The sequence below is a fragment of the Pseudoalteromonas sp. JB197 genome (genome assembly GCF_002332205.1).
In the GTDB taxonomy this organism is placed as follows: Bacteria; Pseudomonadota; Gammaproteobacteria; order Enterobacterales; family Alteromonadaceae; genus Pseudoalteromonas; species Pseudoalteromonas nigrifaciens.
Genome location: NZ_NRGZ01000001.1, coordinates 1,370,073 through 1,396,165, shown reverse-complemented (window position 1 = coordinate 1,396,165; position 26,093 = coordinate 1,370,073). Strand labels below are relative to the sequence as shown.

The following is a 26,093-nucleotide window of genomic DNA, read 5'->3' as shown; positions in this document are numbered from 1 at the left end:
AGCTTTTTTTTTGCGCCTTTGGTCATACTGGGGTTTTCATGTTAAGCCTTGGGATCTATACTATGGTCGCAATTTGGGATAGTTGTTTATTTGAAAAAATATTCGGCTCTTTTAGTATAAAAATTTGGATAAAGCATCATGAATTTGCATGAGTATCAGGCAAAACAACTTTTTGCCGAATATGGTTTACCAGTTTCTACAGGTTACGCTTGCGATACACCTGAAGAAGCTGCAGCTGCTGCTGAAAAAATTGGCGGCGATATGTGGGTTGTTAAAACTCAGGTTCACGCAGGTGGACGTGGTAAAGCTGGCGGTGTAAAGCTAGTAAAAACTATCGACGAAGTTAAAGCGTTTGCAGCTAACTGGTTAGGTAAAAACCTAGTTACTTACCAAACAGACGAGAAAGGCCAGCCAGTTGCTAAAATTTTAGTAGAAAGCTGTACTGACATCGCCAACGAATTGTACCTAGGTGCAGTTGTTGACCGTGCATCTCGCAAAGTTGTTTTCATGGCGTCTACTGAAGGCGGCGTTGAAATTGAAACTGTTGCTGAAGAAACACCTGAGCTTATCCACAAAGCTGAGATCGACCCATTAGTAGGTCCTCAAGCTTATCAAGCACGTGAACTTGGTTTCAAATTGGGTCTTAACCCAGTACAAATGAAACAGTTTGTTAAGATCTTTATGGGTCTTGGTAAAATGTTCACTGATTTTGATTTCGCATTGCTTGAAATCAACCCGCTTGTGATCACAGACGAAGGTAACCTTCACTGTCTTGACGGCAAAATCGGTATCGATGGTAATGCACTTTACCGTCAGCCTAAAATCCGTGAATTCCACGATCCTTCACAAGAAGATTCACGTGAAGCACATGCAGCAAGCTTTGAGCTTAACTACGTAGCGCTAGATGGCAACGTTGGTTGTATGGTTAACGGTGCAGGCCTAGCAATGGGTACTATGGACATCGTAAACCTACACGGTGGCAAACCTGCTAACTTCCTAGATGTTGGCGGCGGCGCGACTAAAGAACGTGTTTCTGAAGCATTCAAAATCATTCTTTCTGATGATAATGTTAAAGCTGTTTTAGTTAACATCTTTGGCGGCATCGTACGTTGTGACATGATTGCTGAAGGCATCATTGGCGCAGTTAAAGAAGTAGGCGTAAACGTACCAGTAGTTGTACGTTTAGAAGGTACTAACGCTGAACTAGGCCGTGAAGTTCTTAAAAACTCTGGTCTAGACATCATCGCTGCTGAATCACTAACAGACGCTGCTGAAAAAGTAGTTGCTGCTGCGGAGGGCAAATAATGTCTGTATTAATCAATAAAGATACAAAAGTTATCTGTCAAGGTTTCACCGGTGGCCAAGGTACTTTCCACTCAGAGCAAGCGCTTGAGTACGGTACACAAATGGTTGGTGGCGTAAGCCCAGGTAAAGGCGGTCAAACGCACCTTGGTCTTCCTGTATTCAATACAGTGCGTGAAGCAGTACAAGAAACTGGCGCAACTGCGTCTGTTATCTATGTACCAGCACCTTTTTGTAAAGATGCAATCTTAGAAGCAATCGATGCAGGCATCGAGCTGATTGTTTGTATCACTGAAGGTATTCCTACACTTGATATGGTTGATGTTAAAATCAAACTAGATCAAACAGGTACACGTATGATCGGTCCTAACTGCCCAGGTGTTATTACTCCTGGTGAAACTAAGATTGGTATCATGCCTGGTCATATCCACAAACCTGGTAAAGTAGGTATTGTTTCTCGCTCTGGTACATTAACGTACGAAGCAGTTAAGCAAACTACTGATGCTGGTTTTGGTCAGTCTACATGTGTTGGTATTGGTGGCGACCCAATTCCAGGTACTAACTTTATCGACGTTTTAGAAATGTTCGAAAAAGATCCACAAACTGAAGCGATCGTAATGATCGGTGAAATTGGTGGTACTGCAGAAGAAGAAGCTGCAGAGTACATCAAAGCACACGTTACTAAACCTGTAGTATCTTACATTGCTGGTGTTACTGCACCAGAAGGTAAGCGTATGGGTCACGCTGGCGCAATCATTGCCGGTGGTAAAGGTACTGCTGATGAGAAATTTGCTGCACTAGAAGCTGCGGGCGTAAAAACTGTACGTTCACTTGCTGATATCGGTAAAGCACTTAAAGAGAAAACAGGCTGGTAATCGCTTTTTTGCTCTAAAAAGGCTCGCTAATGCGATAATGCCAGTCAGTTAACACTGACTGGCTTTTTTTTATACGGATATTTAGATGGTTTCTTTTTCACACATCGTGGAAAGCGGCGCTCATGACGCCTTGTCGGTAACTGAAATAGCGTCAGCGTTTCTAATAAATGCTCATAGTGTTTTGGTAAATTTCCCGGACTGGTCAGTGGGATAGTTAACAGAAATACGTTGATATGCCTTGAACAATGAGAAAAACTCAGTTGATTTGGCCATACTTCCAGTAACTCTGCGGCCTCACGCATGGCTATTCTTATAATATTGTAGGCAATTAGTAACCCCCACAACTCTTGCCTTATCATATCCGGCCTTTTTGAGCGTAGGATATAGTTTGAGTGCAGCATCGTTTGTTTTATTTCTCGATATCCTATTTCTATTTCCCATCGATGCATGTACAAATCAGCTATTTCTTTTGATGGGTAACGCATTACATCAAGCATTGATGTAAGAATCTGATACTGCTTATTATTATGCGTGTAAGTAAGCAGCCGAGCTTCTATAAACTCTGGCAAGTCAGTAAACTTTTTTCGCGCTTGGGGCGATGTTTTAAGACGCACTAACTGGTCATTTTTACTCATTTTCTTTATGGTATCAACCGTTAAGCCTTTTCTGACAGGTATCATCCAGTGTCTTTCAGTCCCTGCTTGATGCCAACGATGCAAAAGCCCTAATGAATAATAACCGCGATCAAATAAGGTTAATGAATTATCCGGTGTGCCTTCAATGAGCTCTTCAGCGAGTGTCATTTCCCCTTGATGCTGCCCGTTAAAAGCACAATTAATGAGTTGATGACTCGTTAGCTCCATGTGGCATACCATCCGAATTTGAGGATAGGTATTTTCACCATACTGGGTTGAGCCACACCCAAATACGTCTTTATTCTCTGGCGTATCATGTGTACGAAAGACAACCCCATCAACAGCTAATAGATTTAAGCCACAAAATGTATCAAAGTGGGCATGGTTATAATGCCGTGACGCCATCATCTTGAAGACCTGCTCGACAGCACCTTCACCTAAACGTTGTCTCGCTTGAACCATGGCACTAGGGGCAACTAGTTTCCCTTTACCTGGTAAGGCGATGTCCATTTTAGAGGCTATATCCCAAACAGATTCATGACGAAATAAACTCATACCAATCACAGACCAAACGACAGCATCGAGTGGTAAGCGACGTTTACGAACGGTGGCGACACCCGATTTTTCAAAAGCTTGGTTAAGTAATTCGGGATCTAAGATGCCAGATAAGTTATCAAGCGCTGTAAATTCCTCGGCAGATGAGAAAGTGGTCGAAAGAGCTGTTTGAATATCCATAAAAAATCCGTAATTAGCGAAACTAATTACGGATTATTCACGATCATTTAGATCGGTCAACCGATCAATTAACCTTAACTGATCGGCATTACGCTAATGCGAGCCTTTTTGTTATCTGCACTTTTACTTTTACATTTAGTATAGGTAGCTTATATGCTGATAAAACCGCACTGATAAATCTTGGCGTTGTTTATTTATAGCTAACTCATCGCACAAAGTATGAATCGTTTTCTCTACTTGATTCATAAACCGCCCATAGCCCATTTCATTATTATTATGCTGCGCAGCTACCACTACAAAATGCAGTGTTTCTACTAATTTATCTTCATTAAATAGCGCTTTAATTTGCACTTGATCTGTCTCTATGTCAAAGCTTAACTTTTGTAATTCTTGATTACCGTCATTTTTATCAATGCTGCTATTACGAATAATTGGTATAGCGCCATTAGCAACCATAGCCCCGTGGGTTAACTTATTGGTATTACAAATTTGGGTAAATAAATCGGTAAAGTATGTATAAAATTGCTTAAAATCACGATTATTTATTTGTGTTTGAAATTGTGTTTTGATTGCTCGTGACACTGGAATAGCGAAGGTTGCATAGCTCATTTGGGCATGATCACTGGGAATATTACACTGCCTTGACTGGTAGCGAGGGTAGAGGCTACGCAGTTTATAACCGTAGGTTTGTTTATTGCCTTTATCTTTAGCAAATAAGTCATAGGTTAAATGTTGATGATCGCGCAGTTTAAACAGTGGTTGTTCTAAAAATAACTGCTGTTGTAAATTATTTAATACCTTTTGTACTTTGCTATGAAACAGTGCTGAATTTGCACGCAGATCGTCACCGGTTGCTAAAAATAACAGCCTGATTTTTTTACTGGCTATATTTTCAGTATAGTACGCTTTATGTGCTTCGTGGTAGCGAGGGTTATAAAAAAACAACATTTGTTTATTCGTTTCAAGCTGATACGACTCATCGTTAAAGCGTACTACAGGTAGTTTGTCGTTCGCTAATAAATGCACATTGTGTAAGCCAAGCTCATCACAGCAAGAAAAAAGCTCACGTGCTATACGCTCATAACAACAGTTAATATTACTAAAGTTTTTATAAAAATCAGTGGTAGGGGTTATTTCAGCTAAAAGGTAGTGATTGGTACGGGCATTGGTTGGAATATAAACACGGTGTTGATTTTGTATAGCCATCATGGTTCCTTTAAGTCAGGTTATTTGCTTACTATAATGGCCTTTGATGACGTTATTATTGCGCTAAAACAAAGTTTATTCATTAACTGACTCGTTACTGAATTAAAGTTAACCAAGATCTAAAATAAACCTTAATCTATTGCTGTATGTTAGTGTATGTTTTTGTAATAATGCATTAGTTTTGTTATCACGCACTATTTTGAGGATCATACTCCTATGGCGGAAATCGAGAATCGCCCAAGTAATTTTATTAGAACCCGCATTGACCAAGATTTAGCAAGTGGAAAGCATGCGTCTACGCATACTCGTTTTCCACCCGAACCAAATGGTTTTTTACACATTGGCCATGCAAAATCAATTTGTTTAAATTTTGGCATCGCAAAAGACTATAACGGTTTATGTAACTTACGCTTTGACGATACAAACCCAGAAAAAGAAGATATTAACTACGTTAATTCTATTAAAGAAGACGTGCAGTGGTTAGGCTTTAATTGGGATGGCGAAATTAAATACTCGTCTAATTACTTCGATATATTATACGATTATGCAGTTGAGCTAATAAATAAAGGCTTAGCGTATGTGTGCTTTTTAACGGCAGATCAAGCCCGTGAATACCGTGGCACATTAAAAGAGCCGGGTAAAAACAGTCCATACCGCGATACAGCAAGTGATGAGAACCTCGCGTTATTTGAAAAAATGCGTAATGGCGAGTTTAAAGAAGGCGAGTGTGTACTGCGCGCTAAAATTGATATGGCAAGCTCATTTATGGTGCTTCGCGATCCTATTATTTATCGTGTACGCTTTGCTCATCATCATCAAACTGCAGATAAGTGGTGCATTTACCCAATGTACGACTTTACTCACTGTATTTCTGATGCGCTAGAAGGTATTACTCATTCATTGTGTACACTGGAGTTTCAAGATAACCGTCGTTTATACGACTGGGTACTTGATAACATCAGTTTAGAGTGTCATCCACAGCAAATTGAGTTTTCACGCTTAAACCTAGAGTACACTATTATGTCTAAGCGCAAGCTCAGCGACTTAGTAGTGAATAATCATGTAGAAGGGTGGGATGATCCACGTATGCCTACGATTGCAGGCTTACGTCGTCGTGGTTATACCCCAGCCTCCATTCGTGAGTTCTGCTTACGTATTGGTGTAACCAAACAAGAAAACATGGTTGAAATGGGCATGCTTGAAGCCTGTATCCGTGAAGATCTTAACGAAAATGCACCACGTGCAATGGCGGTACTTGATCCCGTTAAAATCGTTATTGAAAACTATGATGCTGATAAAGTTGAAACCTTATCTGTGGCTAATCACCCAAATAAAGAAGAAATGGGTCGCCGTGATGTGCCATTCACACGTGAAATTTATATTGAACGTGAAGACTTTAAAGAAGAAGCTAATAACAAGTTCAAACGTTTAGTACTTGATAAAGAAGTACGCTTACGCGGCGCTTATGTAATTAAAGCACAGCGTGTTGAAAAAGATGAAAATGGTGAAATTACCACTATTTACTGTACTTTTGACCCAGAAACGCTAGGTAAAAACCCAAGTGATGGTCGTAAAGTTAAAGGGGTTATTCATTGGGTATCGGCAAGTGAAGCGATTACAGCAGAAGTACGTTTGTATGACCGTTTATTTAGCGTACCAAACCCAGCAGCAGCCGATGAGTTTGAAAGCACCTTAAACCCTGACTCATTAGTTATTTTAACGAATGCTAAGTTAGAGCCATCGTTGGCTAATTCAGCAGCCGAGCAAGGTTTTCAGTTTGAACGTACTGGCTATTTTTCGCGAGATTCAAAAGCGAAAAACATAGTATTTAATCAAACAGTGGGTCTGCGTGACTCATGGTCAAAAACTCAGTAAAGGTTAACGCCTCAGTACTCATTATTACCTAGGAAGTGTTAGTAATGAGTACTGGGAATTTTACTGACAAAAAAACCTGCATTAAGCAGGTTTTTTTTGTTTATAATACAAGCTTAACTTATATTATTAGCAAAATTTTTGCACGCTTCTTTGTCTTCGCATTCACCATACAAATATAAAGAATGATTGGTTAATTTAATACCATTTCTTTCAGCAACTTCAAGTTGGCGACGTTCAATAACATCATCTTCAAACTCAACCACTTTACCACATTTTAGACATACTAAGTGGTCATGGTGAGTGCTGGTTGCAAGTTCAAATACTGATTTACCACCTTCAAAGTGATGGCGAGTAACAATACCAGCGTCATCAAATTGATTAAGTACGCGATATACAGTTGCAAGACCGATTTCTTCACCCAAATCTAGAAGAATTTTATAAACATCCTCAGCACTAATATGCTGGTTATCAGGTGATTGTAAAATCTCTAAAATCTTAATTCGCGGTAAAGTAACCTTTAAACCGGCTTTTTTTAATTCCAAATTATGATCAGTCATTAAATCTGTCTCAATTTTGTTTGGTTATACTAGACACCTTGCAAGGATGTACACGAATAGATGTACACGACACATCAACCGGTAAGGGTAACGTGCCTAGCTACTAAGTGCAAAGGTCAAAGCTAATAAATACCGATAAAAGCGCATTTACTAATATATTGCTACTAATTTAAGCAAAAACCAAGAAAAAATAAAGTTAATCAGCAAGTTCGCTTAAACACATTTCTTCATAAACTTGCGCAGACCAGGCTTTAACACGCTGCTCAGTGAGTTCTGGTTGACGGTCTTCATCGATACCTAAACCAACAAAATGTTTGTCATCAGCAATACCTTTAGATGCTTCAAAGTTATAACTTTCACTTGGCCAATGACCAACCACAATAGCACCACGTTCAGTAACTATATCGTTAATCATGCCCATTGCATCTAAAAAGTACTCTGCGTAGTCTTCTTGGTCACCACAACCAAAAATAGCAACCAGCTTACCTTCAAAGTCTACTTCTTCAAGCTCAGGAAAAAAATCATCCCAATCACATTGCGCTTCGCCATAATACCAAGTAGGAATACCAAATAAGATTAAATCAAATTCCGCAATCTCTTCTTTAGAGCTTTTTGCAATATCATGTACAGCTACGAGCTTTTTACCCAATTCTTTTTGGATCATTTTTGCTACGTGTTCTGTATTACCTGTGTCACTTCCGAAAAAAATGCCTACACTTGCCATGGATTAAACCTTTTATCTATCAATAGCCAATCTTTCTTGTAAAATTGTTTCAATCAACACACTGCGGCTAATATTTTGTGCATCTGCCATATCACTAAGTGCCTGATATAACTGTGAAGAAACTTTAAATTCAACACGCTTTAAACCACGTGCTTTATCTCTTTTTATTTGATTACGTTTATTAACCTTTAACTGCATATCCCGTGGAAGGGGATTGGTTTTAGGTCTACCTGGGCGTTTTTCGTATTCAAATAAATCGAGCGTTGTTCTATCTGTTTCTGACTTGGCCATGCTTAACCTACACCTGCGCCTTGCCAAAATACTTGAATAAGTCCTTTAGCAATAAAGCCAGAACACCCTAAAAAGAGTACAGCCCAAACAATGTAACGACCAAACTTGGGTACATTGCCGCTTTTTAGTACGTCTTTAATTGCCATACCGATAAATATAAAAATACCGGCTAAGCCAAAATACAACCCTAAGGTATCAAATTCGTTAATTAACTGACTGACCATCAACGTGTAACCTTTAAATTAAACGGCGCATACTATAGCATATAAATATACGACTTTTTAGTACGCAAAATCAAAAACAGGCGATTAAAATGAGTTTAAATCGCAGTTAAAAAGTCATTTATTGCTTTATTCACTGCTAATGGCTTTTGCGCATGCAACCAGTGGCCAGCACCGTGAATTATTTTGGCACTGGCATTACTAAAGCGCGCATTAATAGCCGCTCTATGCTCAGCTAATATATAGTCAGAATCATTACCTTTAATAAATAGAGTGTCGCACAAACAAGAATTATTTTCATTAACATTGTCGGTAATTATCGAATAATTTTTATCAAGACTCAATAAATTAAACCGCCATGCAAAATTGCCTTCATCGTTTTTAGCTAAGCTTTTTAATAAAAACTGACGCACACCCATCTCGTCTATAAAAGGCTGCATAATTGCATCGGCATGCTTTCTATCTGTAATAGATTCGTTTGCAACCGCTTTAAGCGCTTGAATAATTTTAGTGTGACGAGCAGGGTAACTAACAGGTGCTATATCAAGCACAATTAATTTATTAACGTGCTCAGGATGGGTTAATGCCAATTCCATTGCTACTTTTCCGCCCATAGAGTGGCCTATAATGTGCGCTTTATCTATGTTCAAATGTGTTAATAATTCAATAATATCTTGGGCCATTGCCGCATAAGTCATTGTATCGCTATGGGGCGATTTGCCATGGTTACGTAAATCGACATTGGTTACGGTATAAAATTCACTAAGGGGTTTTGCGATCACGTTTAAGTTCTCTAATGATCCAAAAAGCCCATGAATTAAAATAACATGTGGGCCTTGCCCTTGTTGCTTATAATTTAACTGCATATTAGCCTCAGTGTAAAATTCGCCATAGTGTGACGAGCATTTGCTTAAAAAGCAAAAAATACAGTCACAAAATATAATATTGGGCTGTAGCCTGTTTTATCAACAATATTTAGCTATTTAATCGTGCTAAATAGTAATTTAAATAGCGCACATAAGTAATTTAAAATATATGTTTACAGCGGGGTTTGTTGTAACTCGCATTTCTAACTGGTTTGGGTATAATCACACGGAAAGAAAAATGTGGCCGTAATGACAGGAAGAACATGAAACAAATCGACATAGACGACGAGTTATATCAGTATATTGCCAGCAATACGCAAAGTATTGGTGAGAGCGCATCCACTATTTTACGTCGTTTATTAAATCTGAGCGGCGAAAAAATTCAGACCGCAAACGTAGAGCTTAATCAAAATAATCAAACAACTACCTTGCCTAAAATTCCCCCTGTAGCAGAGCAAACACCTGCGCTTGCTGCTAAGCCAAGTGCAGTAGCTGAGAAGTCTGTGCAGCAAAAAAATGCGAATGTATTTAATGTATTAAATAAAGAAGAGTTGGCAATGCAGAAAGGCGTTGTGGGTCGGTTTTTATTTATTTTAAGTGCATTTTACCGTACCCATAAAACTGACTTTCGCGCCGTATTAGATATCAAAGGCCGTGATCGCGTTTACTTTGCTACTAGCAAAGAAGACTTAGTTAATAGTGGTAGCAGTATGAACCCTAAAAACATCACCGACAGTGAGTACTGGGTAATGACAAACTCTAACACTACACGTAAAAAAATGATGCTTCATGAAGTTGCTTTGTGTTTAGGTTATAGCACAGAACAAGCTGAAAAAATTCGCGACTACCTGTAAGGAAATACTATGGCTATTCATCCAGGTGCGGGCAAACCAGCTCCACAATCGGTATTAATAAATGTACCTAAATTAGTATCTGCGTATTATTTAAATGAGCCAGACCTTGAGCAGAATCCAGAGCATTGTGTTGCATTTGGTACATCAGGGCATCGTGGTTGCTCCTACGATGTTAAATTTAACGAGTCGCACATACTCTCTATTACTCAAGCTATTTGTGACTACAGAAAACAAAACGATATTTTTGGCCCGTTATTTTTAGGAAAAGACACCCACGCTTTAAGTGAAGCGGCCTTTAATTCGGCAATAGAAGTATTAGTAGCCAACGAAGTGCAAGTGATCACCCAAGACGATGGTGACTTTACTCCAACACCTGTAATTAGCCACGCTATTGTAAGTTACAACAAGCTGCACCCAAATGAATTAGCCGACGGTATTGTAGTTACGCCTTCGCATAACCCACCAGAGGATGGCGGGTTTAAATACAACCCACCCGATGGCGGGCCTGCCGATACCGACGTGACTAAATGGATAGAAGACAGAGCTAATCAGTTATTACTAGAGGACTTAGTTGAAGTGGAATTATTTCCGTTTGCTAAAGCCTCGCGCTCAGGGTTTATTAAATACCAAGACTTAATGACCCCGTATATTAATGATCTAGAAAATATTGTTAATTTAAAAGCGATTAGCGAAGCGGGTATCAAAATTGGCGTTGATCCGCTGGGCGGCTCAGGCATTAATTTTTGGCCGGTTATCGCTAAAAAATATAATTTAGACATTAGCGTTGTAAATGATGTTGTTGATCCTCGTTTTGCATTTATGCCACTTGATAAAGATGGCAAAATTCGTATGGATTGCTCATCACCTTATTCAATGGCCAACCTTATTGCGCTTAAAGATGATTTTGATATTGCCATTGGTAACGATCCAGATTACGACCGCCATGGCATAGTAACGCCAGATGGTTTAATGAACCCTAATCACTTTTTAGCGGTTGCGATTGATTATTTGCTTAAAAATCGAGACTGGAACGCAAATGTGCAAATTGGCAAAACGTTAGTTTCCAGCTCCATGATCGACAAAGTTACTGAGCGTAATGGCCGTAAAGTAAAAGAAGTACCGGTTGGCTTTAAATGGTTTGTTGAAGGGTTAAATAAAGGTAAGTTAGCCTTTGGCGGCGAAGAAAGTGCTGGCGCCGCATTTTTACGTTTTGATGGCAGTGTTTGGTGTACCGACAAAGATGGCTTTATTATGGGCTTATTAGCGGCCGAAATACTTGCTGTTACCGGTAAAACACCGTCTGCTCTTTATAAAGAGTTAGAGCAAGAATTTGGCTCGCCGCTTTATAAACGTATAGACGCACCGGCTACAAGCACGCAAAAATCGCGTTTAAAAGCCCTCAGTGCCGACGACGTTAAAGCCGATACACTCGCAGGTGAACCTATTTTACAAAAGCTAACCCATGCGCCAGGTAATAATGCGCCAATTGGTGGTTTAAAAGTAGTTACCGAAAGTGGTTGGTTTGCAGCGCGTCCATCGGGTACTGAAGATATATACAAAATTTACCTTGAGTCGTTTAAAGGTGAAGCGCATTTAGCACTACTTGAAAAAGAAGCTAAAAAGCTAGTAGACTCAGTTATTAGCTAATATCGCTTATATTACTTAAAAACGGCTGATTTAATCAGCCGTTTTTGTTTTTAATTGCATAATAATAATTTCAATTTTACAAAGGGCTTTTATCCATATGTCAGCCACTACTCCAGATTACATCGAAGAATTAAAACAAACTGGCGACTTTTTGACGCTAAGCCGCAATAACGAATGGCACTTAGCCGCAGGGGAGTTCACCCTCAATAATGGCACCGTAGTTACTATTCATGATACCGGTGTTATAGAGTTTCAACCGGCCACTGTTTCAAGCAAAGACGTAGTGTACTCAAGTGCAGTGCACGGAAACGAAACCGCACCAATCGAAATATGCGACGAATTAATTAAACAAATAATCGCCGGTGAGCTGCTCTTAAAGCAGCGCGCTTTATTTATTTTTGGTAATCCGCAATCAATTAATATTGGTTTGCGTTTTGTAGAAGAAAACCTTAACAGGTTGTTTAATGGCCACCATAGTGTAGACGGCGTACCAATGAATAACGAACGTACCCGTGCAGCCAAATTAGAGCAGTACGTAAGTGACTTTTTTAGCCGAGGCGAGCAAGGTAGCAGCCGCTGCCATTACGATTTACATACTGCAATTCGTGGCTCTAAAAACGAAAAGTTTGCAGTGTATCCCTATTTACATGGTAAACCGTGGAAAAAGTCGCAATTACAGTTTTTATTAAGTTGTGGGGTAAATACCGTATTAATGATGAAATCCCCAGCAACCACCTTTAGTTATTATTCATCATTTGTGCATGGTGCCGATTCGTTTACGGTCGAGCTTGGCCAAGTTAAGCCCTTTGGTGAGAATGACATGAGCCGCTTTGCAAAAACCAAACAAACACTCACTGCATTAATTAGCCAAGATAAGGTTGAATATCCAGAATTTAATGCAGATGAATTCGAGTTGTTTACTGTGCACCGCACCATAAATAGAACGCAGAATGAATTTAGTTTTCCATTTTCAGATCAGGCCGAAAACTTCACAGGTTTTGCCAAGGGTGAGTTGTTAGCTACTGATGGCGATACACCTTACTACGCCGATGTGCAAGGAGAAGCGATTATTTTCCCCAATGCAAACGTAGCTATTGGCCAGCGAGCGCTGTTAACCGTTGTGCCAATGGCGATAGACAGTAATTTTATTTAAAATAGCTGATCAGACCACTTGTTGTAATAAGTTAACTATATGATTAATAAATAGTAAAATATCTGTATAGTTAACTTGCCATTTTTATACTCACTATTTAGTTTTGTTTCGTCACAGATTTGTTGAATAACACTTTACGTTAACGTAAAGTGTCGGCAGCTTTAATTAAAGACAGTGCGGATGTTGCAAAGTTTATTCGCAGCAATCAACCCACAATAATAATTTAATGGGCACTGTTTTATCGACAACAAAAGAAGGTAGGTTATGAGTAATCCAAATAACGTATCGCTGAATATTAACCATAAGCTTGAGTTTATCGATGGCAATGCGTTAACTATTCCAACCCTTAGTATTTTAACTGAGGACGGCGAGATTCATCCAGGTGCAACCGCACCCGACATTTCAAAACATACCGCAATTAAATTATACGAAACCATGCGCTTTATACGTTTGTTAGATGAGCGCATGCAAGGTGCACAGCGCCAAGGCCGCATTAGCTTTTATATGCAATGTTTAGGTGAAGAAGCTGCAGTAACAGCCTCTGCAGCTGCGCTTGATCAAAATGATATGATTATGGCTCAGTACCGTGAACAAGCGGCGCTTCACTATCGTGGTTTTACGCTTGATCAGTTTATGAACCAAATGTTTTCTAATGAACTGGATTTAGGCAAAGGCCGCCAAATGCCGATTCATTATGGTTCTAAAGCATTAAACTATATGACCATATCATCGCCATTAGGAACACAAATTCCACAAGCGACTGGCTACGCTTATGGTCAAAAAATTAAACATATAGATGCTAAAACAGGTGAGCTTGCCAGCACTATAGATAACATCACTATTTGTTATTTTGGTGAAGGCGCAGCGTCTGAAGGGGACTTTCATGCCGGTGTAAATATGGCTGCAGTGCATCAAGCGCCGGTAATATTTTTTGCCCGTAATAATGGTTATGCTATTTCGACCCCTGCAGATGAGCAGTTTAAAGGTGACGGCATTGCTTCTCGTGGCGTTGGTTACGGTATTAAAACAATTCGTGTTGATGGCACAGATGCCCTTGCAGTGTATGCGGCAACTAAAAAAGCCCGTGAAATTGCAGTGAGCACAGGCGAGCCAATTTTAATTGAATCAATTGCTTATCGCTTAGGTGCGCATTCGACCTCAGACGATCCAAGTGGTTATCGCTCTAAAGATGAAGAAGCTAATCATCAAGTATGCCCAATCGACAAGTTTAGAAAATGGCTAATTAAGCAAGACTGGCTAAACGAAGGCGACGATGTAAAAGCTAAAGAATCAATTCGTGAAGAAATTTTAGCTGCGCTAAAACGTGCCGAAGTAGTGGCAAAGCCAGCTTTAGAAGAATTAATATCAGATGTTTACGATACCCCAATTCCATCATTGCAACGCCAATATGAGCAACTAAAAGCGCATATAAAACTGCATCCAGATGCCTACCCAGTTACAGCAGGGAGAATTAAGTAATGGCTAAAATGAACATGCTACACGCAATTAATTCTGCACTTGACATTACTATGGCAGAGCATCCACAAGCCTGTATTTTTGGCGAAGATGTGGGTTACTTTGGTGGTGTATTTAGAGCAACTTCAGGCTTACAAGAAAAGTACGGTAAACACCGTGTATTTAATACCCCGCTTACAGAGCAAGGTATTTTAGGTTTTGCGAATGGTTTAGCGGCTTTTGGCGCTCCAGCGCTGGCAGAAATTCAGTTTGCAGATTATATATTTCCAGCCTTTGACCAAATAGTTAATGAATCAGCTAAATTTCGCTACCGCAGTGGTAATGAGTTTAATGTGGGTAATTTAACTATTCGTACACCTTACGGCGGCGGAATTGCAGGGGGCTTGTATCATTCACAATCACCCGAGGCTTACTTTGCACATACACCAGGCTTAAAAGTGATTGTGCCGCGTAACCCGTACCAAGCAAAAGGCTTATTACGCGCGGCAATCAAAGATGACAACCCGGTATTGTTTTTTGAACCAAAACGCTTATATCGCGCATCAATCGGCGAAGTGCCAGAAGAAGATTACACCATTGAGCTTGGAAAAGCCGAGGTAGTACAGCAAGGTACAGACGTGACCTTACTTGCGTGGGGCGCGCAAATGGAAATAATAGAAGACGCCGCCAAACAAGCAAGTGAACAAGGCATTAGCTGCGAAGTAATTGATTTACGCAGTATTTTACCATGGGATGTAGAGGCAATTGCACAGTCGGTGACTAAAACTGGACGCTTGATTGTTAGCCACGAAGCGCCAATTACTAATGGCTTTGGTGCAGAAATAGCGGCAACCATTGGTCAAGAATGTTTCCTACATTTAGAATCGCCAATTATGCGCGTGTGTGGCTTAGATACGCCGTATCCGTTAGCGCTTGAAAAAGAATATGTACCGGATGCATTAAAAGTATTGGCCGCAATTAAACAATCAATGGATTTTTAGGGGATACCATGGCTAAAGATTTTATATTACCCGATATTGGTGAAGGCATAGTTGAATGCGAAGTTGTTGAATGGCTTGTGGCAGAAGGTGACACTGTGGCTGAAGATCAGCCTATTTGTGATGTAATGACAGACAAGGCATTAGTGCAAATACCCGCTGTACATGATGGGGTAATTACCAAGCTTTATTATCAAAAAGGTGAAATTGCCAAGGTTCATGGGCCATTATTTGCTATGAATGTAAGTGGTGAAGCAGTTAGCGAAGAAGCTGATGCAGCACCTGAAAAAGCAGCTCAAACGGTTGTCAGTAATAATAGCAGCGAGCACTTAGAAGATTTTATTTTGCCAGATATAGGCGAAGGTATTGTTGAGTGTGAAATTGTTGACTGGTTAGTTGCCGAAGGTGAAGAAATAGTTGAGGATCAAGCGGTTTGTGATGTAATGACAGACAAAGCCTTGGTACAAATACCGGCAAAATATACTGGTGTTGTAAATAAGCTGTATTATCAAAAAGGTGAAATAGCCAAAGTGCACAGCCCGTTATTTCAAATGACGGTAGCAGGGCGTACAGCTAAAGCCGATGCAGATATAAATCAAGCAGTGGTAAAAGCACAAACTAATGCAGCAGATAAACCAGCGGCTATTAAAGCTGAGCAAACAACTAAAATTGTGAATAAAAAAGCAGTTGCATCGCCAGCGGTTCGTCGTAAAGCACGCGAGCTTGATGTTGATTTAACCTGTGTACCGGGCAGTGGTAAAAATGGCCGTATTTATAAACAAGACATAGAAGAGTTTGTAAAAGGCGAAGTTCCTAACACTATCGATACCTCACCATTGCACAGTGGCAATGAGCAAAGAGCATCAGCTACACACTCAGGTGGTACACGTGTAGAGCCAATTAAAGGCATAAAAGCGGCAATGGCTAAACAAATGGTGGCGTCGGTTTCGACCATTCCACACTTTACCTTTAGTGATGAAGTAGACTTAACTAAGCTAATTGCGCTTCGCTCTAGTTTAAAAGAGCAGTATAAAGCGCAAGGTATTAAACTAACCATGATGCCGTTTTTTGTTAAAGCATTATCGCTTGCAATGAAAGAGTACCCAGTACTTAACTCTAAAGTAAATGATGAGTGCAGCGAGCTTACCTATTATAACGATCATAATATTGGAATTGCAGTTGACTCAAAAATAGGTTTATTAGTGCCTAATATTAAATCGTGTCAGAGCAAAAGTATTGTAGAAGTTGCAAACGATTTAACCCGTTTAACCGACTCAGCGCGAGAAGGTCGTGTTGCGCCAGATGATTTGAAAGGCGGTACTATTAGTATTTCAAATATTGGTGCAATTGGCGGCACTATTGCGACGCCTATTATTAATAAACCAGAGGTGGCTATTGTTGCTTTGGGCAAATTACAGCACTTACCGCGTTTTGATGAAAACGGCCAAGTGGTAAGCAAAGCTATAATGCAGGTGAGCTGGTCTGGCGATCATCGCGTGATTGATGGTGGCACTATTGCCCGTTTTAATAACCTTTGGAAATCGTACTTAGAAAATCCATCGGTAATGATGATGGCGATGAGCTAAACATACGCGCTTATTGTTATTAAAAAAACCAGCTTCGGCTGGTTTTTTGTTTACTGTATTTAAAAGTATTATTTACTCACCAAAAATATAAACCATAACCCACGGCTAAAGCCGGTATTGCAGTATAAAAAGTTGCTATGAGCGCGGCTTTTGGTGCCATTGCTATGGCAGGAAACAGCGCATCGCCATCGTTAGAAATAGCATTTGCAGTTAAAGCACTAAATGGAATAATACCTTGAATGTACAAAGTGGTAACAATTATTTGTGGCCTGCAACCGGGTAAAAAACCGATTAATACCGCTATAAGTGGTGCTAAATATGCATAGTGTAAAAACCATGCTTTTAAATCAAGTCCTGCCACATTTACTAATATTTCAAATAACATAAATGACGCAACGACCCACGCAGTTACAAAGTGAGTGTCTTGTAATGCCTTGGTAATATTAGAGGGAGGATTACGCTTACATGCATCGTCTTCTGAGGTGACTTCTTTATAGCTCTCTCCTTTAGACGAATATGCCCAAATACTGACAATAAACAGTGCCATTGCAGCGCCAAAAAAGCTAATAATGTTAGGTATATTAGTACCCCACTTGTTAAAATCAACATTAAACGCAATTAACAAAGCAATAATTAAGCTTGGAACAATAGCAACCATCCATACCGGCTTAGATATTTTAATAATAGCTGTTGGTAGCTGTATAACCTGTTGTTTATGCTGTTGTGGGAGTGGTCGCAAAAAGTCTTTTTTATGAATAGCATTTACTATCAACCCGCTTAAAGTTCCTACAACCAAGCCAATACCCATAATAATTACTCCTTCGGTAGGGCGAGTAGCAAGTAGTAAAAATGCCGCATCACCCATTGTTGCAGCTAAAACCGCGACAATAGCGCCAAAACTGGCTTGGCCTTTTGTAAATTGGGTAACAACAATAATTGCACCACCACAGCCTGGTAATGCACCTAGTATAGATGCAAAAGCAACTTCTAAAATAGGCGACTTAGCGCTTAAATAACTAAGCTCTAATTGTGGTAAACGTGCTATGGCATAGTAGTAAATTAGTAAGGTAGCTGCTACAAAAACACTGACCTGAAAAAATGCGTCACTGAGTGCAGTAATAGTAATAGCGCGTAAATTAGGTAGGGCTAAACACACTAATATAAAGAGTGGTAATAATAAGCGTTTGTTTTGACCCATAAAGCGTTTTGAATTGGCTGTTATAAATCCACTATGTGAGAGTAATTGCATAAAGTGTGGCCTAGTAAGTAACTAAGCTACACTTTATATTGCACTCAAATGATAATTAATATCATTTGAGTGCAATTATATCGATTACTCTATTTGAGTTTTTCGATTAGATAAGATTAAATTACTTACGTTGGAACTCAGAGTTAGTGTTCCACGTTGGCCATTGCTCTTGCTCAGAAATATTAAAACCTACTTTATAAAATAATTGTAGGTCTTGCACCGCGCCCGATAAATCCCATTCATCACGGTAGCGATCGCATGGTTGATGATAACAACCACGCAGTACTAAGCTCATACGCTTACGGTAGTTTGTAGTTTCTTCGTCAAAGGCTTGCGTGCCACCACCTGCGTACATGGCTGGAATGCCCATGTTTGCAAAAGCAAAGTGATCAGAGCGATAGTAACCACCCGAAGAAGGATTAGGATCGCCAGATATTGTTCTGCCTTGCTCAAGCGCAACCGTTGTTAATAAATCATCCATTTGTGATTTACCAATACCTACCACGCTAATATCTTTCACTTTGCCTAATAAATTTAAGCTGTCCATATTAATGTTAGCAACGGTTTTATTGGCAGCAATAACAGGGTTAGCTGCATAATATTTTGACCCTAATAAGCCTTGCTCTTCAGCGGTTACCGCTAAAAAGGTCATTGAACGGCTAGGGTGCTTAGGTAATTTAGTAAAGGCTTCAGCCACTTCAATTAAACCAGCCGTACCGGTAGCATTATCGTGCGCGCCATTAAAAATTTGATCCCCTTTGCGGTTTTTATCAGTGCCTAAGTGATCCCAATGTGCAGAATAAATAACATGTTCATCTGGTTTTTCACTGCCCGGTAAAGTGGCAATAAAGTTATACGAGATAGACTTTTTAATGGTGTTTTTTATCTTTATAGAGGCAGTCAAATCGCCCATATCAACGTGGTAAGCGCCTTTTGCAGCATTGGCTTTTAGTGTATCAAAATCAAGCCCTGCTTTATTAAACAGCTCTTTGGCTACGTCTGTTGTTACCCAGCCTTCAACCGCTACACGGTCCATATTGTTGTTTTCTTTTTGAAAACCAAACTGCTCACCACTCCACGAGTTTTCTACTACAGACCAAGGGTATGAAGCCGGTGCTGTTTCGTGAATAATAATTGCGCCCGCTGCACCTTGACGACTCGCTTCTTCGTATTTATAAGTCCAACGGCCATAATATGTCATGGCATCGCCAGTAAATAAATCAGGGTTTTTAGTTGCAAAGCCCGGATCGTTTACCAGCATTACTACCGTTTTGCCTTTAACATCTAAGCCTTCGTAATCGTTCCAGTTATACTCTGGTGCATTAACGCCGTAACCAACAAATACTAGCTCAGAGTTTTCAATTGCTTGGTTTTCGCTAATGCGACTACTGCCCATTACCATGTCTGTTTTGTATTGGTAGTTTTTACCACCAATTTTTAATACCATGTCTGAGTCTGCTTCAAGCGAAACTAGTGGAACTTCTTGTAAAAAGCTATTGCCATTACCGGGCTTTAAACCCAAGGCTTTAAATTGCGCTGTTAGGTAATCAAGCGTTAGCTTTTCGCCTGGCGATGAAGGGGCACGGCCACCAAATTCATCCGATGCTAACACTTTTACATGCTTAGCAATTTCATCAGCTTGAATACTGTTGTAGCCCTTAGTTACATCATCGGAGGTAATACTTGTTGTAGCGCAGCCCGCTAATACGGCAGCAGTGATAAGGGTAAGAGAGAAATAACGTTTCATATTGGCTCTATTTTTGTTTTAAGATAACCCAGTATATGAAGTTCTATTAATTAGAACCAGTTTTTGCGGTAAACTGTTACAAAATTTAAGGTATAAACTAGTAAGTACAAATAATAATGAAGCGTTTTACTCCCCCAGAAGAATTTCAGCCAAGCTGCTTACAAAGCGGCGCTTTTGAGCATTTGCGTACGTTGTTTAATATACATGAGCAAAAAAATTGGCCTCTGCCTAGCTGGTTTAGCCCACACTTAAACGCAATTAATGCCAATAACTTGGCTATTAGCTTTGTCGATGATGCAAAAATAGATTTTGCTGAGCGTTATTACGAGCAAGTTATTTTTGAAACAGGGCAGGTGCCTACGCGTACTGAAAATTGGCACGACTTATTTGGTGGCTTTATTTGGTGTTTATTTCCTAAAACCAAAGCGCTCATTAATCAACGCCACGTAGCAGATATTGCAGTACATGGCACAAAGCAGCGTACCAAACATCGCAATGCCCTAACCTTATTTGACGAATGCGGTGTTGTACTGGCTATTAGCAATACCCAATGGCAACAGTGGTTGCGCGATCATCAATGGAAAACAGCGTTTGTTGAGCATAGAGCGCAGTGGGGAAAAACCATCAAACCATTTATGTTTGGCCATGCAAATTACGAAATGCTAACTAAACCCTATATTGGTTTAACGGGTAAAGCGTTGTTTGTAACTGTACCCGATGAAATATTTTGTAAAGATTTAGTTACCCAATACCAGTACCTAGATCAAAGACTTTATGAGATGATAAAAACCGATCAGTGTTTAGCCGACAATAAACTCCTTTCACCTTTACCACTACTAGGTGTTCCGGGGTGGCATGAGGACAACACCGACGACACATTTTATAATAATACGGATTACTTTAGAGAAAAACGAAGGATACGAACATGATAGAAGTTATTGGCCTTAAAAAGAAATTTAAGCTAACTAAAGATCATAAAAAAAACAAAGTGGATGAAATAGACCCGCGCGAAGATAAAGATTATTTTCATTCAGTTAGAGATGTTAGCTTTCGTTGTGCAAAAGGCGAAGTACTTGGACTGCTAGGACCAAATGGCGCAGGTAAAACCACCACGTTAAGAATGATTTCTACTGCCTTAAAACCCGATGCCGGCAGTATTACCATTGCCGGTAACGACATAATAAAAAAGCCATTGCTGGGGCGTAAATCGATTGGGTTTCTATCGGGTTCAACCGGCTTATACGGGCGTTTAACCGTAAAAGAAAACATCGAATATTTTGCAAAACTCCATGGCATGAGCAAAAAAGATATTGCAACACGCTGCGAAGAGCTATTTACCTTGCTCGATATGCATAAATTTATAGATAAGCGTGCAGAAAACCTCTCAACCGGAATGAAACAAAAAGCCAATATTGCCCGCGCAGTAGTGCATTATCCTGCTGTAGTGGTTTTAGATGAGCCAACGACCGGGTTAGATATTATAACCACACAAACGGTAATTAACTTTATAAAAGGTTTAAAAGCGCAAGGCACACCGGTTGTTTTTTCAACGCACCACCTAGATGAAGTTGCTTTACTGTGCGATCGCGTAGCAGTGATTAACGAAGGCGTAAGCTGTTTTGATGGCACTGTAGAAGAGTTTAAACAAACAGGTAACAGTGAAGAACTTAACCAAGCGTTTATGAACATATTAACGGAGAAACGTGATGTTTGAAGTATTTAAAAAGGAATTAAGAGAGTTACTACGCGATAAAAAAACGCTCATATTTGTAGTGGCTGTGCCAGTTGCAGTGTTCCCACTTATTTTTGCCGTTGTTGCCTTTATTAGCGCACAAGCAGCTATGGATGCAGAGCAAAAAGTAAATACCTACGCTATTGTAAACGGCGACTATGCGCCAGAGTTTACCGACAAAGTGTTTTACCATAAAAGTTTTGAGCAGTATAAAGGCACTAAAACCTTTAATAGTGTTGCACAGCTTAAAGCCGCAGTGATTGCTGGCGATATTGATATGGGCATTTATTTACCAAGCAATGCACAGCAAACGTTAAATAATGCACAGCAAAGCAAATGGCAGGTAGTGTTTAACGACGCTAAGTCTATTAACTTTTTGTTTCAGCGGGTGAAAGAGCTAGCGCAAGAATACAGCGATGCGTTACAAGTACAAAAGCTGCTTAGTTTTGGCATTGACGAAGCAACGCAAAAAGCAATACTTGAACCAATTGAAGTTGTAAAAGTAGATACCGCCGACAAACGTGAAAACTTAGGTGAAAAAATAGGTGGGTTTTTACCGTACTTATTAGTACCTTTAGTATTAATGGGAGCAACTTATCCTGCCATTGACTTAGGAGCAGGCGAAAAAGAACGTGGCACCCTAGAGACATTATTGTTAACACCTATCACTCGTACACAACTTGTTTTAGGTAAGTTTATTACCCTTTTAACTACTTCAATCGCCTCTACAACCATTACTGTGCTGAGTATGGGAGTGTGGATAGCCTTGGCGATTACTTTTGCGGATCTTGAATTTATTAAAGTTGCATTTAGTAGCTTAGCCGTTTCTGATTTATTAATGATTTTTGTATTACTGTTACCACTGGCGGCTATATTTTCTGCGCTAGCGTTAGCTATTTCAATTTACGCACGTACCTTTAAAGAAGCGCAAAACTACATGACACCGTTATCTCTGGGCGTTATTTTTCCGGTAATAATTGCCTTAATGCCAAATGTGGAACTCACTGTTAAAACAGCGTTTATTCCTGTCACTAATGTAGCGTTAGCAATAAAAGAAATAGTTAAAGGCACAGTAGATTACACGCTAATAGGGCTAATATTTTTAGCTACAGCTATTATTGCCGGTATTTTATTAGCTTTTTGCGTTAAATGGTTTAACCGCGAAGATGTGTTATTTAGATAGTTAATAGACAAAGCTTTAAGTTTTGAAGGCAGCACTCGCTGCCTTTTTCATTTATAAACAAATATAAATAGCGTTTAGTTTATTTCATTAAGAGCAATGGTAGTGGTAGAATACACTTCATAATTTGGCACTCTTTATTGCAAATAAAAGAGGTAAGTAATTAATTTTGAGGTTTATTGTTTCTCAATCTAGACTACTTATGTAAGTACTATAGTGTAGGTAATAGTAAATGTTAAAACGAAATTTTTTATCTAGAGTTGCAAAAAGTAATAAGCGAAATTTATCACACGGCGAAAATAGAGCTAAAACGCGAACTCGAAACTAAAACATTATCGTTAAAAAAACACTTTACCGACAGCGTTAACGCCATTCGATTTTTAGGCTATTTGGAAAAATCGCTTAGCGAGTATATTTTCTGGCTTTATGCGCACCGACGAAAGCATATTACAAGCGCGTTATATAATGCTAGCAGAAGGCGGGCAAGAAGTCGTAAGGGTTGATCGGACCGAGCAAGGCAAAATTACCATACTCGAAGGCGAGCAATTACAACAAAAAGGCCAACGAGATTACGTTATTAAAACCAGTATGCTTGATGAGCACACTGTTTATATTTCACCAATAAATTACAACCGTGAAAATGGTAAAATTCAGCAGCCTTATATCAGTACCTTTCGGGTAGCAAAACCTGTATTTGACAAAAACAAACAGGTTTCTGCGGTTTTAGTTACGAATTATTATGCAGAACAATTATTTAAAAGCCTCACTTTTGAGTCTCCGCAAGGCACTGCAATTTATTTAATGAATAACCAAGGTGAGTTTTTATATCATCCAAACCCAGAGCTGCGCTTTGGGTTTGAGTTTAATAAAAGCAGAACCTGGGAGCAAGAGTCTGTTGGCGCGCAAAATATGGCTGCAGACAAAACGCTGCCGTTAAATAACTACCCACAACAATACACACTGCAAAAGCGTATTTATTTTGGTAATGATATTGCCATGCTGCCACTCGAGCTTGCTGTGAGTGTAGATACGCAAACATTATTAGCAAAAGTGAGCGAGAGACGCCAAAGCTTTATTACTACATTAGCTGTATTTTTTGGTGTGTTTTTAGTTATGACCAGGCTGTATCAGCGCTTTATAAACCGAAAGTTACTTATTAACTCGTTAAAAGAGCAAAATAACACAGTAATAGAAAACTCCTTAGATGCTATTTTTAGCATTTCAGAGTCGGGTAAAGTGGTGCAATTTAATAACACAGCTAAGCAAGTGTTTGGCGATATACTAGAGAGTGATAACGTAAATTTTATTTCTTTATTTACTTTAAATAAAGAAGATGAGCAATGCATAAGAGAAACCATTAAAAATGGCTCCAAAATGCCCTTTGAAGCCATGCACACCGACAGTTCGGGCAATAAATACTACTACTCAATAACCCTCAGCAGTATTTATGATGTATTTAATGAGCGTTATCAAGTTGCGGCTATTTTAAGAGACATCAGCTCGCTTAAAAACATTCAAGCTGAACTAGAGGGAGTTAATACCACTTTAGAGCTTAAAGTTTCGCAAAGAACCCGAGAGCTTGAACGCGCAATAGATGAAGCATTAGCAGCAAGCCAAGCTAAAAGTGACTTTGTAGCTAATATTTCTCACGAAATACGCACCCCTATGAACGGGGTATTAGGCATGCTAGAAATGCTTAAAGAAGATGGCTTATCAGAGCAACAGCATCATTATTTAAAACTTGCAAATAGCAGTGCTAATTCTTTAATGAATTTAATTAATGATATTTTAGATTTTTCAAAAATAGAAGCGGGTAAGCTCGATATTGATAATCACAGCTTTGATGTTGTTACTGTGTGCAGCGATATGATTAACTCATTAGCGCTACAAGGGCAACGCAAAGGACTTGAAGTATTTTTACACACCCACAATATTGTTGATCGTATGGTAGTAGGTGACAGCCATCGCCTTAAGCAAATTTTAATTAATTTGGTTAATAATGCTTTTAAGTTTACTCACAAAGGTGAAGTTAGCTTAACCATAGGCTCTAAATACATTACCGATACTAAATTACAGATGAGTTTTGCGGTTAAAGACACTGGAATTGGCATAGCAGCTGAAAATATAGATAAACTATTTGAAGTGTTTACCCAAGAAGATTCAAGCACCACACGCCATTTTGGCGGTACCGGCTTGGGTTTATCAATTTGTAAAAAGCTAGCGCAATTAATGGGTGGTAATATATCGCTAACAAGCGAAAAAGGGGTAGGGAGCACTTTTACTGCAACCGTTGAGCTGCATGTAGCACCCCAGAAAAAGCTAAATACCGGTATTGAGCTTGCTACCAGTATTGATGTTGCTGCATTAATTGCTCGCGATAATGTGTATAACAATGTGTGTGATTTATTACTGCAAACATGCAAAGTAGATAAAAGTAATATTGTTAGATTAGATTACTTTAGTGAGCATGATGAGTTTGAAGCGGACTTATTAATTATTGACGACGACCATCCACAAGTTAATGCCCTGATTAGCTTTTGCAAACAGTACGGTAAAAAATATGTACTAATTTTGCGTGATATGGTGATGAACAAACAATCGAAAAAAGTATTTCCTGATCATCTACATATTTTAAACAAACCGCTTACCCAAGATGAGTTTAGTTACAAATTAGCGAGTTTATTTGGTGCCAGTAGTGAGTTTGTCATTACCCCACCAAATAGCTTAATTGAAGAGCCTGTAGATGCAGACTTATCAGCTTATCATGTGCTTTTAGTTGACGATAATATGATCAACATAGAAGTGGCTAAAGCGATTTTAAAGCACACTAAAGTTAAAATCACCTGTGCATCTGACGGTCTTGAAGCTTTAGAGGCGTTAAAGAGCAATAAACAGCAACCTTTTAACGTTATTTTAATGGATTGCCAAATGTCTAATTTAAACGGCTACGATACCACCAGCGAAATTAGAAACGCCAAAGCCGGAATAGAATATATTCATGTGCCTATCATTGCGATGACAGCAAGTGCAATGGAAGGCGACAGAGAGCGTTGTTTAACGGCCGGTATGAACGACTACATTACTAAACCAATTAAGCCGCAAACGTTAAAAGACAAGCTTATTACGTGGTTGAGTTAACACTAAAGCGAAATAGGCGGCTTTTAATAAGTCACCTTTTTAGCTGAAGTGATTATATTTTAGATAT

General features: G+C 39.4%; 22 protein-coding genes. 13 read left to right on the top strand and 9 right to left on the bottom strand.

The annotated features are described in order from the left end of the window. Positions 1-138 precede the first annotated feature (138 nt). The gene (gene sucC / locus CIK86_RS06625) at positions 139-1,305 is read left to right on the top strand and encodes an ADP-forming succinate--CoA ligase subunit beta (RefSeq protein WP_011328323.1); all 1,167 of its coding nucleotides are present in this window, start codon (positions 139-141) and stop codon (positions 1,303-1,305) included. Continuing rightward, positions 1,305-2,177: a succinate--CoA ligase subunit alpha gene (sucD, locus tag CIK86_RS06620; protein WP_011328322.1), complete on the top strand. Its 873-nt coding sequence runs from the start codon at positions 1,305-1,307 to the stop codon at positions 2,175-2,177. Before sucC ends, sucD begins: the two co-directional genes overlap by 1 nt. A 44-nt stretch (positions 2,178-2,221) precedes the next feature. Here the strand turns inward: sucD and CIK86_RS06615 are convergent, their stop codons facing one another. Beyond that, positions 2,222-3,547, bottom strand: a complete 1,326-nt coding sequence (locus CIK86_RS06615) for an IS4 family transposase (protein WP_096317081.1) — start codon at positions 3,545-3,547, stop codon at positions 2,222-2,224. A gap of 135 nt (positions 3,548-3,682) precedes the next feature. Continuing rightward, positions 3,683-4,753, bottom strand: coding sequence for a DUF3083 family protein (locus tag CIK86_RS06610; protein ID WP_086994245.1), 1,071 nt, complete (start codon positions 4,751-4,753; stop codon positions 3,683-3,685). Positions 4,754-4,969: 216 nt separating this feature from the next. On the opposite strand from CIK86_RS06610, the gene glnS reads away from it, so the two are divergent. Beyond that, positions 4,970-6,628 carry a glutamine--tRNA ligase gene (gene glnS, locus CIK86_RS06605; protein WP_086994249.1) on the top strand — a complete coding sequence of 553 codons (1,659 nt, stop codon included), beginning with the start codon at positions 4,970-4,972 and terminating at the stop codon, positions 6,626-6,628. 113 nt (positions 6,629-6,741) lie between these two features. On the opposite strand, the gene fur is transcribed toward glnS, so the two are convergent. The 5 genes from fur to CIK86_RS06580 form a co-directional block, all read right to left on the bottom strand. Continuing rightward, positions 6,742-7,185: a ferric iron uptake transcriptional regulator gene (fur, locus tag CIK86_RS06600; protein ID WP_011328319.1), complete on the bottom strand. Its 444-nt coding sequence runs from the start codon at positions 7,183-7,185 to the stop codon at positions 6,742-6,744. Positions 7,186-7,381: 196 nt separating this feature from the next. Beyond that, positions 7,382-7,909, bottom strand: a complete 528-nt coding sequence (gene fldA / locus CIK86_RS06595; protein ID WP_011328317.1) for a flavodoxin FldA — start codon at positions 7,907-7,909, stop codon at positions 7,382-7,384. Positions 7,910-7,921: 12 nt separating this feature from the next. Further along, the gene (ybfE, locus tag CIK86_RS06590; RefSeq protein ID WP_011328316.1) at positions 7,922-8,200 is read right to left on the bottom strand and encodes a LexA regulated protein; all 279 of its coding nucleotides are present in this window, start codon (positions 8,198-8,200) and stop codon (positions 7,922-7,924) included. 2 nt (positions 8,201-8,202) lie between these two features. Beyond that, positions 8,203-8,424 carry a DUF2788 domain-containing protein gene (locus tag CIK86_RS06585; protein WP_011328315.1) on the bottom strand — a complete coding sequence of 74 codons (222 nt, stop codon included), beginning with the start codon at positions 8,422-8,424 and terminating at the stop codon, positions 8,203-8,205. Positions 8,425-8,519: 95 nt separating this feature from the next. Next, a complete protein-coding gene (locus tag CIK86_RS06580; protein ID WP_086994251.1) occupies positions 8,520-9,287 on the bottom strand; it encodes an alpha/beta fold hydrolase in 768 nt (255 codons plus the stop codon). 263 nt (positions 9,288-9,550) lie between these two features. On the opposite strand from CIK86_RS06580, the gene seqA reads away from it, so the two are divergent. From seqA to CIK86_RS06550, 6 genes are all read left to right on the top strand, one after another. Next, positions 9,551-10,141, top strand: coding sequence for a replication initiation negative regulator SeqA (seqA, locus tag CIK86_RS06575; RefSeq protein ID WP_086994255.1), 591 nt, complete (start codon positions 9,551-9,553; stop codon positions 10,139-10,141). A 9-nt stretch (positions 10,142-10,150) separates the two neighbouring features. Continuing rightward, a complete protein-coding gene (gene pgm, locus CIK86_RS06570; protein ID WP_011328312.1) occupies positions 10,151-11,788 on the top strand; it encodes a phosphoglucomutase (alpha-D-glucose-1,6-bisphosphate-dependent) in 1,638 nt (545 codons plus the stop codon). Between the two features lie 97 nt (positions 11,789-11,885). Further along, on the top strand, positions 11,886-12,941 hold the full coding sequence (gene astE / locus CIK86_RS06565; protein ID WP_011328311.1) for a succinylglutamate desuccinylase: 1,056 nt from the start codon (positions 11,886-11,888) through the stop codon (positions 12,939-12,941). Positions 12,942-13,205: 264 nt separating this feature from the next. Beyond that, entirely contained in the window at positions 13,206-14,420 is a 1,215-nt protein-coding gene (locus CIK86_RS06560) for a thiamine pyrophosphate-dependent dehydrogenase E1 component subunit alpha (RefSeq protein ID WP_086994258.1), read from the top strand. Then, positions 14,420-15,397, top strand: a complete 978-nt coding sequence (locus CIK86_RS06555) for a transketolase C-terminal domain-containing protein (protein WP_011328309.1) — start codon at positions 14,420-14,422, stop codon at positions 15,395-15,397. Before CIK86_RS06560 ends, CIK86_RS06555 begins: the two co-directional genes overlap by 1 nt. An 8-nt stretch (positions 15,398-15,405) precedes the next feature. Continuing rightward, on the top strand, positions 15,406-16,980 hold the full coding sequence (locus tag CIK86_RS06550; RefSeq protein ID WP_086994262.1) for a dihydrolipoyllysine-residue acetyltransferase: 1,575 nt from the start codon (positions 15,406-15,408) through the stop codon (positions 16,978-16,980). A gap of 76 nt (positions 16,981-17,056) precedes the next feature. On the opposite strand, the gene CIK86_RS06545 is transcribed toward CIK86_RS06550, so the two are convergent. Together CIK86_RS06545 and CIK86_RS06540 are read right to left on the bottom strand one after the other, a co-directional pair. Continuing rightward, positions 17,057-18,229, bottom strand: a complete 1,173-nt coding sequence (locus CIK86_RS06545) for a putative manganese transporter (protein WP_086994265.1) — start codon at positions 18,227-18,229, stop codon at positions 17,057-17,059. 121 nt (positions 18,230-18,350) lie between these two features. After that, positions 18,351-19,976: a M28 family metallopeptidase gene (locus CIK86_RS06540; protein WP_086994268.1), complete on the bottom strand. Its 1,626-nt coding sequence runs from the start codon at positions 19,974-19,976 to the stop codon at positions 18,351-18,353. 116 nt (positions 19,977-20,092) lie between these two features. On the opposite strand from CIK86_RS06540, the gene CIK86_RS06535 reads away from it, so the two are divergent. The 4 genes from CIK86_RS06535 to CIK86_RS06520 all read left to right on the top strand — a co-directional run bounded on the left by CIK86_RS06535 (position 20,093) and on the right by CIK86_RS06520 (position 26,026). After that, on the top strand, positions 20,093-20,905 hold the full coding sequence (locus CIK86_RS06535; RefSeq protein ID WP_011328305.1) for a DUF3025 domain-containing protein: 813 nt from the start codon (positions 20,093-20,095) through the stop codon (positions 20,903-20,905). After that, entirely contained in the window at positions 20,902-21,690 is a 789-nt protein-coding gene (locus CIK86_RS06530; protein ID WP_086994271.1) for an ATP-binding cassette domain-containing protein, read from the top strand. The genes CIK86_RS06535 and CIK86_RS06530 overlap by 4 nt, the downstream gene beginning before the upstream one ends. After that, on the top strand, positions 21,683-22,891 hold the full coding sequence (locus CIK86_RS06525) for an ABC transporter permease (RefSeq protein WP_011328303.1): 1,209 nt from the start codon (positions 21,683-21,685) through the stop codon (positions 22,889-22,891). The genes CIK86_RS06530 and CIK86_RS06525 overlap by 8 nt, the downstream gene beginning before the upstream one ends. 423 nt (positions 22,892-23,314) lie before the next feature. Further along, complete coding sequence (locus tag CIK86_RS06520; RefSeq protein WP_254910713.1) at positions 23,315-26,026, top strand: ATP-binding protein; 2,712 nt, start codon at positions 23,315-23,317, stop codon at positions 26,024-26,026. Positions 26,027-26,093: the final 67 nt, after the last annotated feature.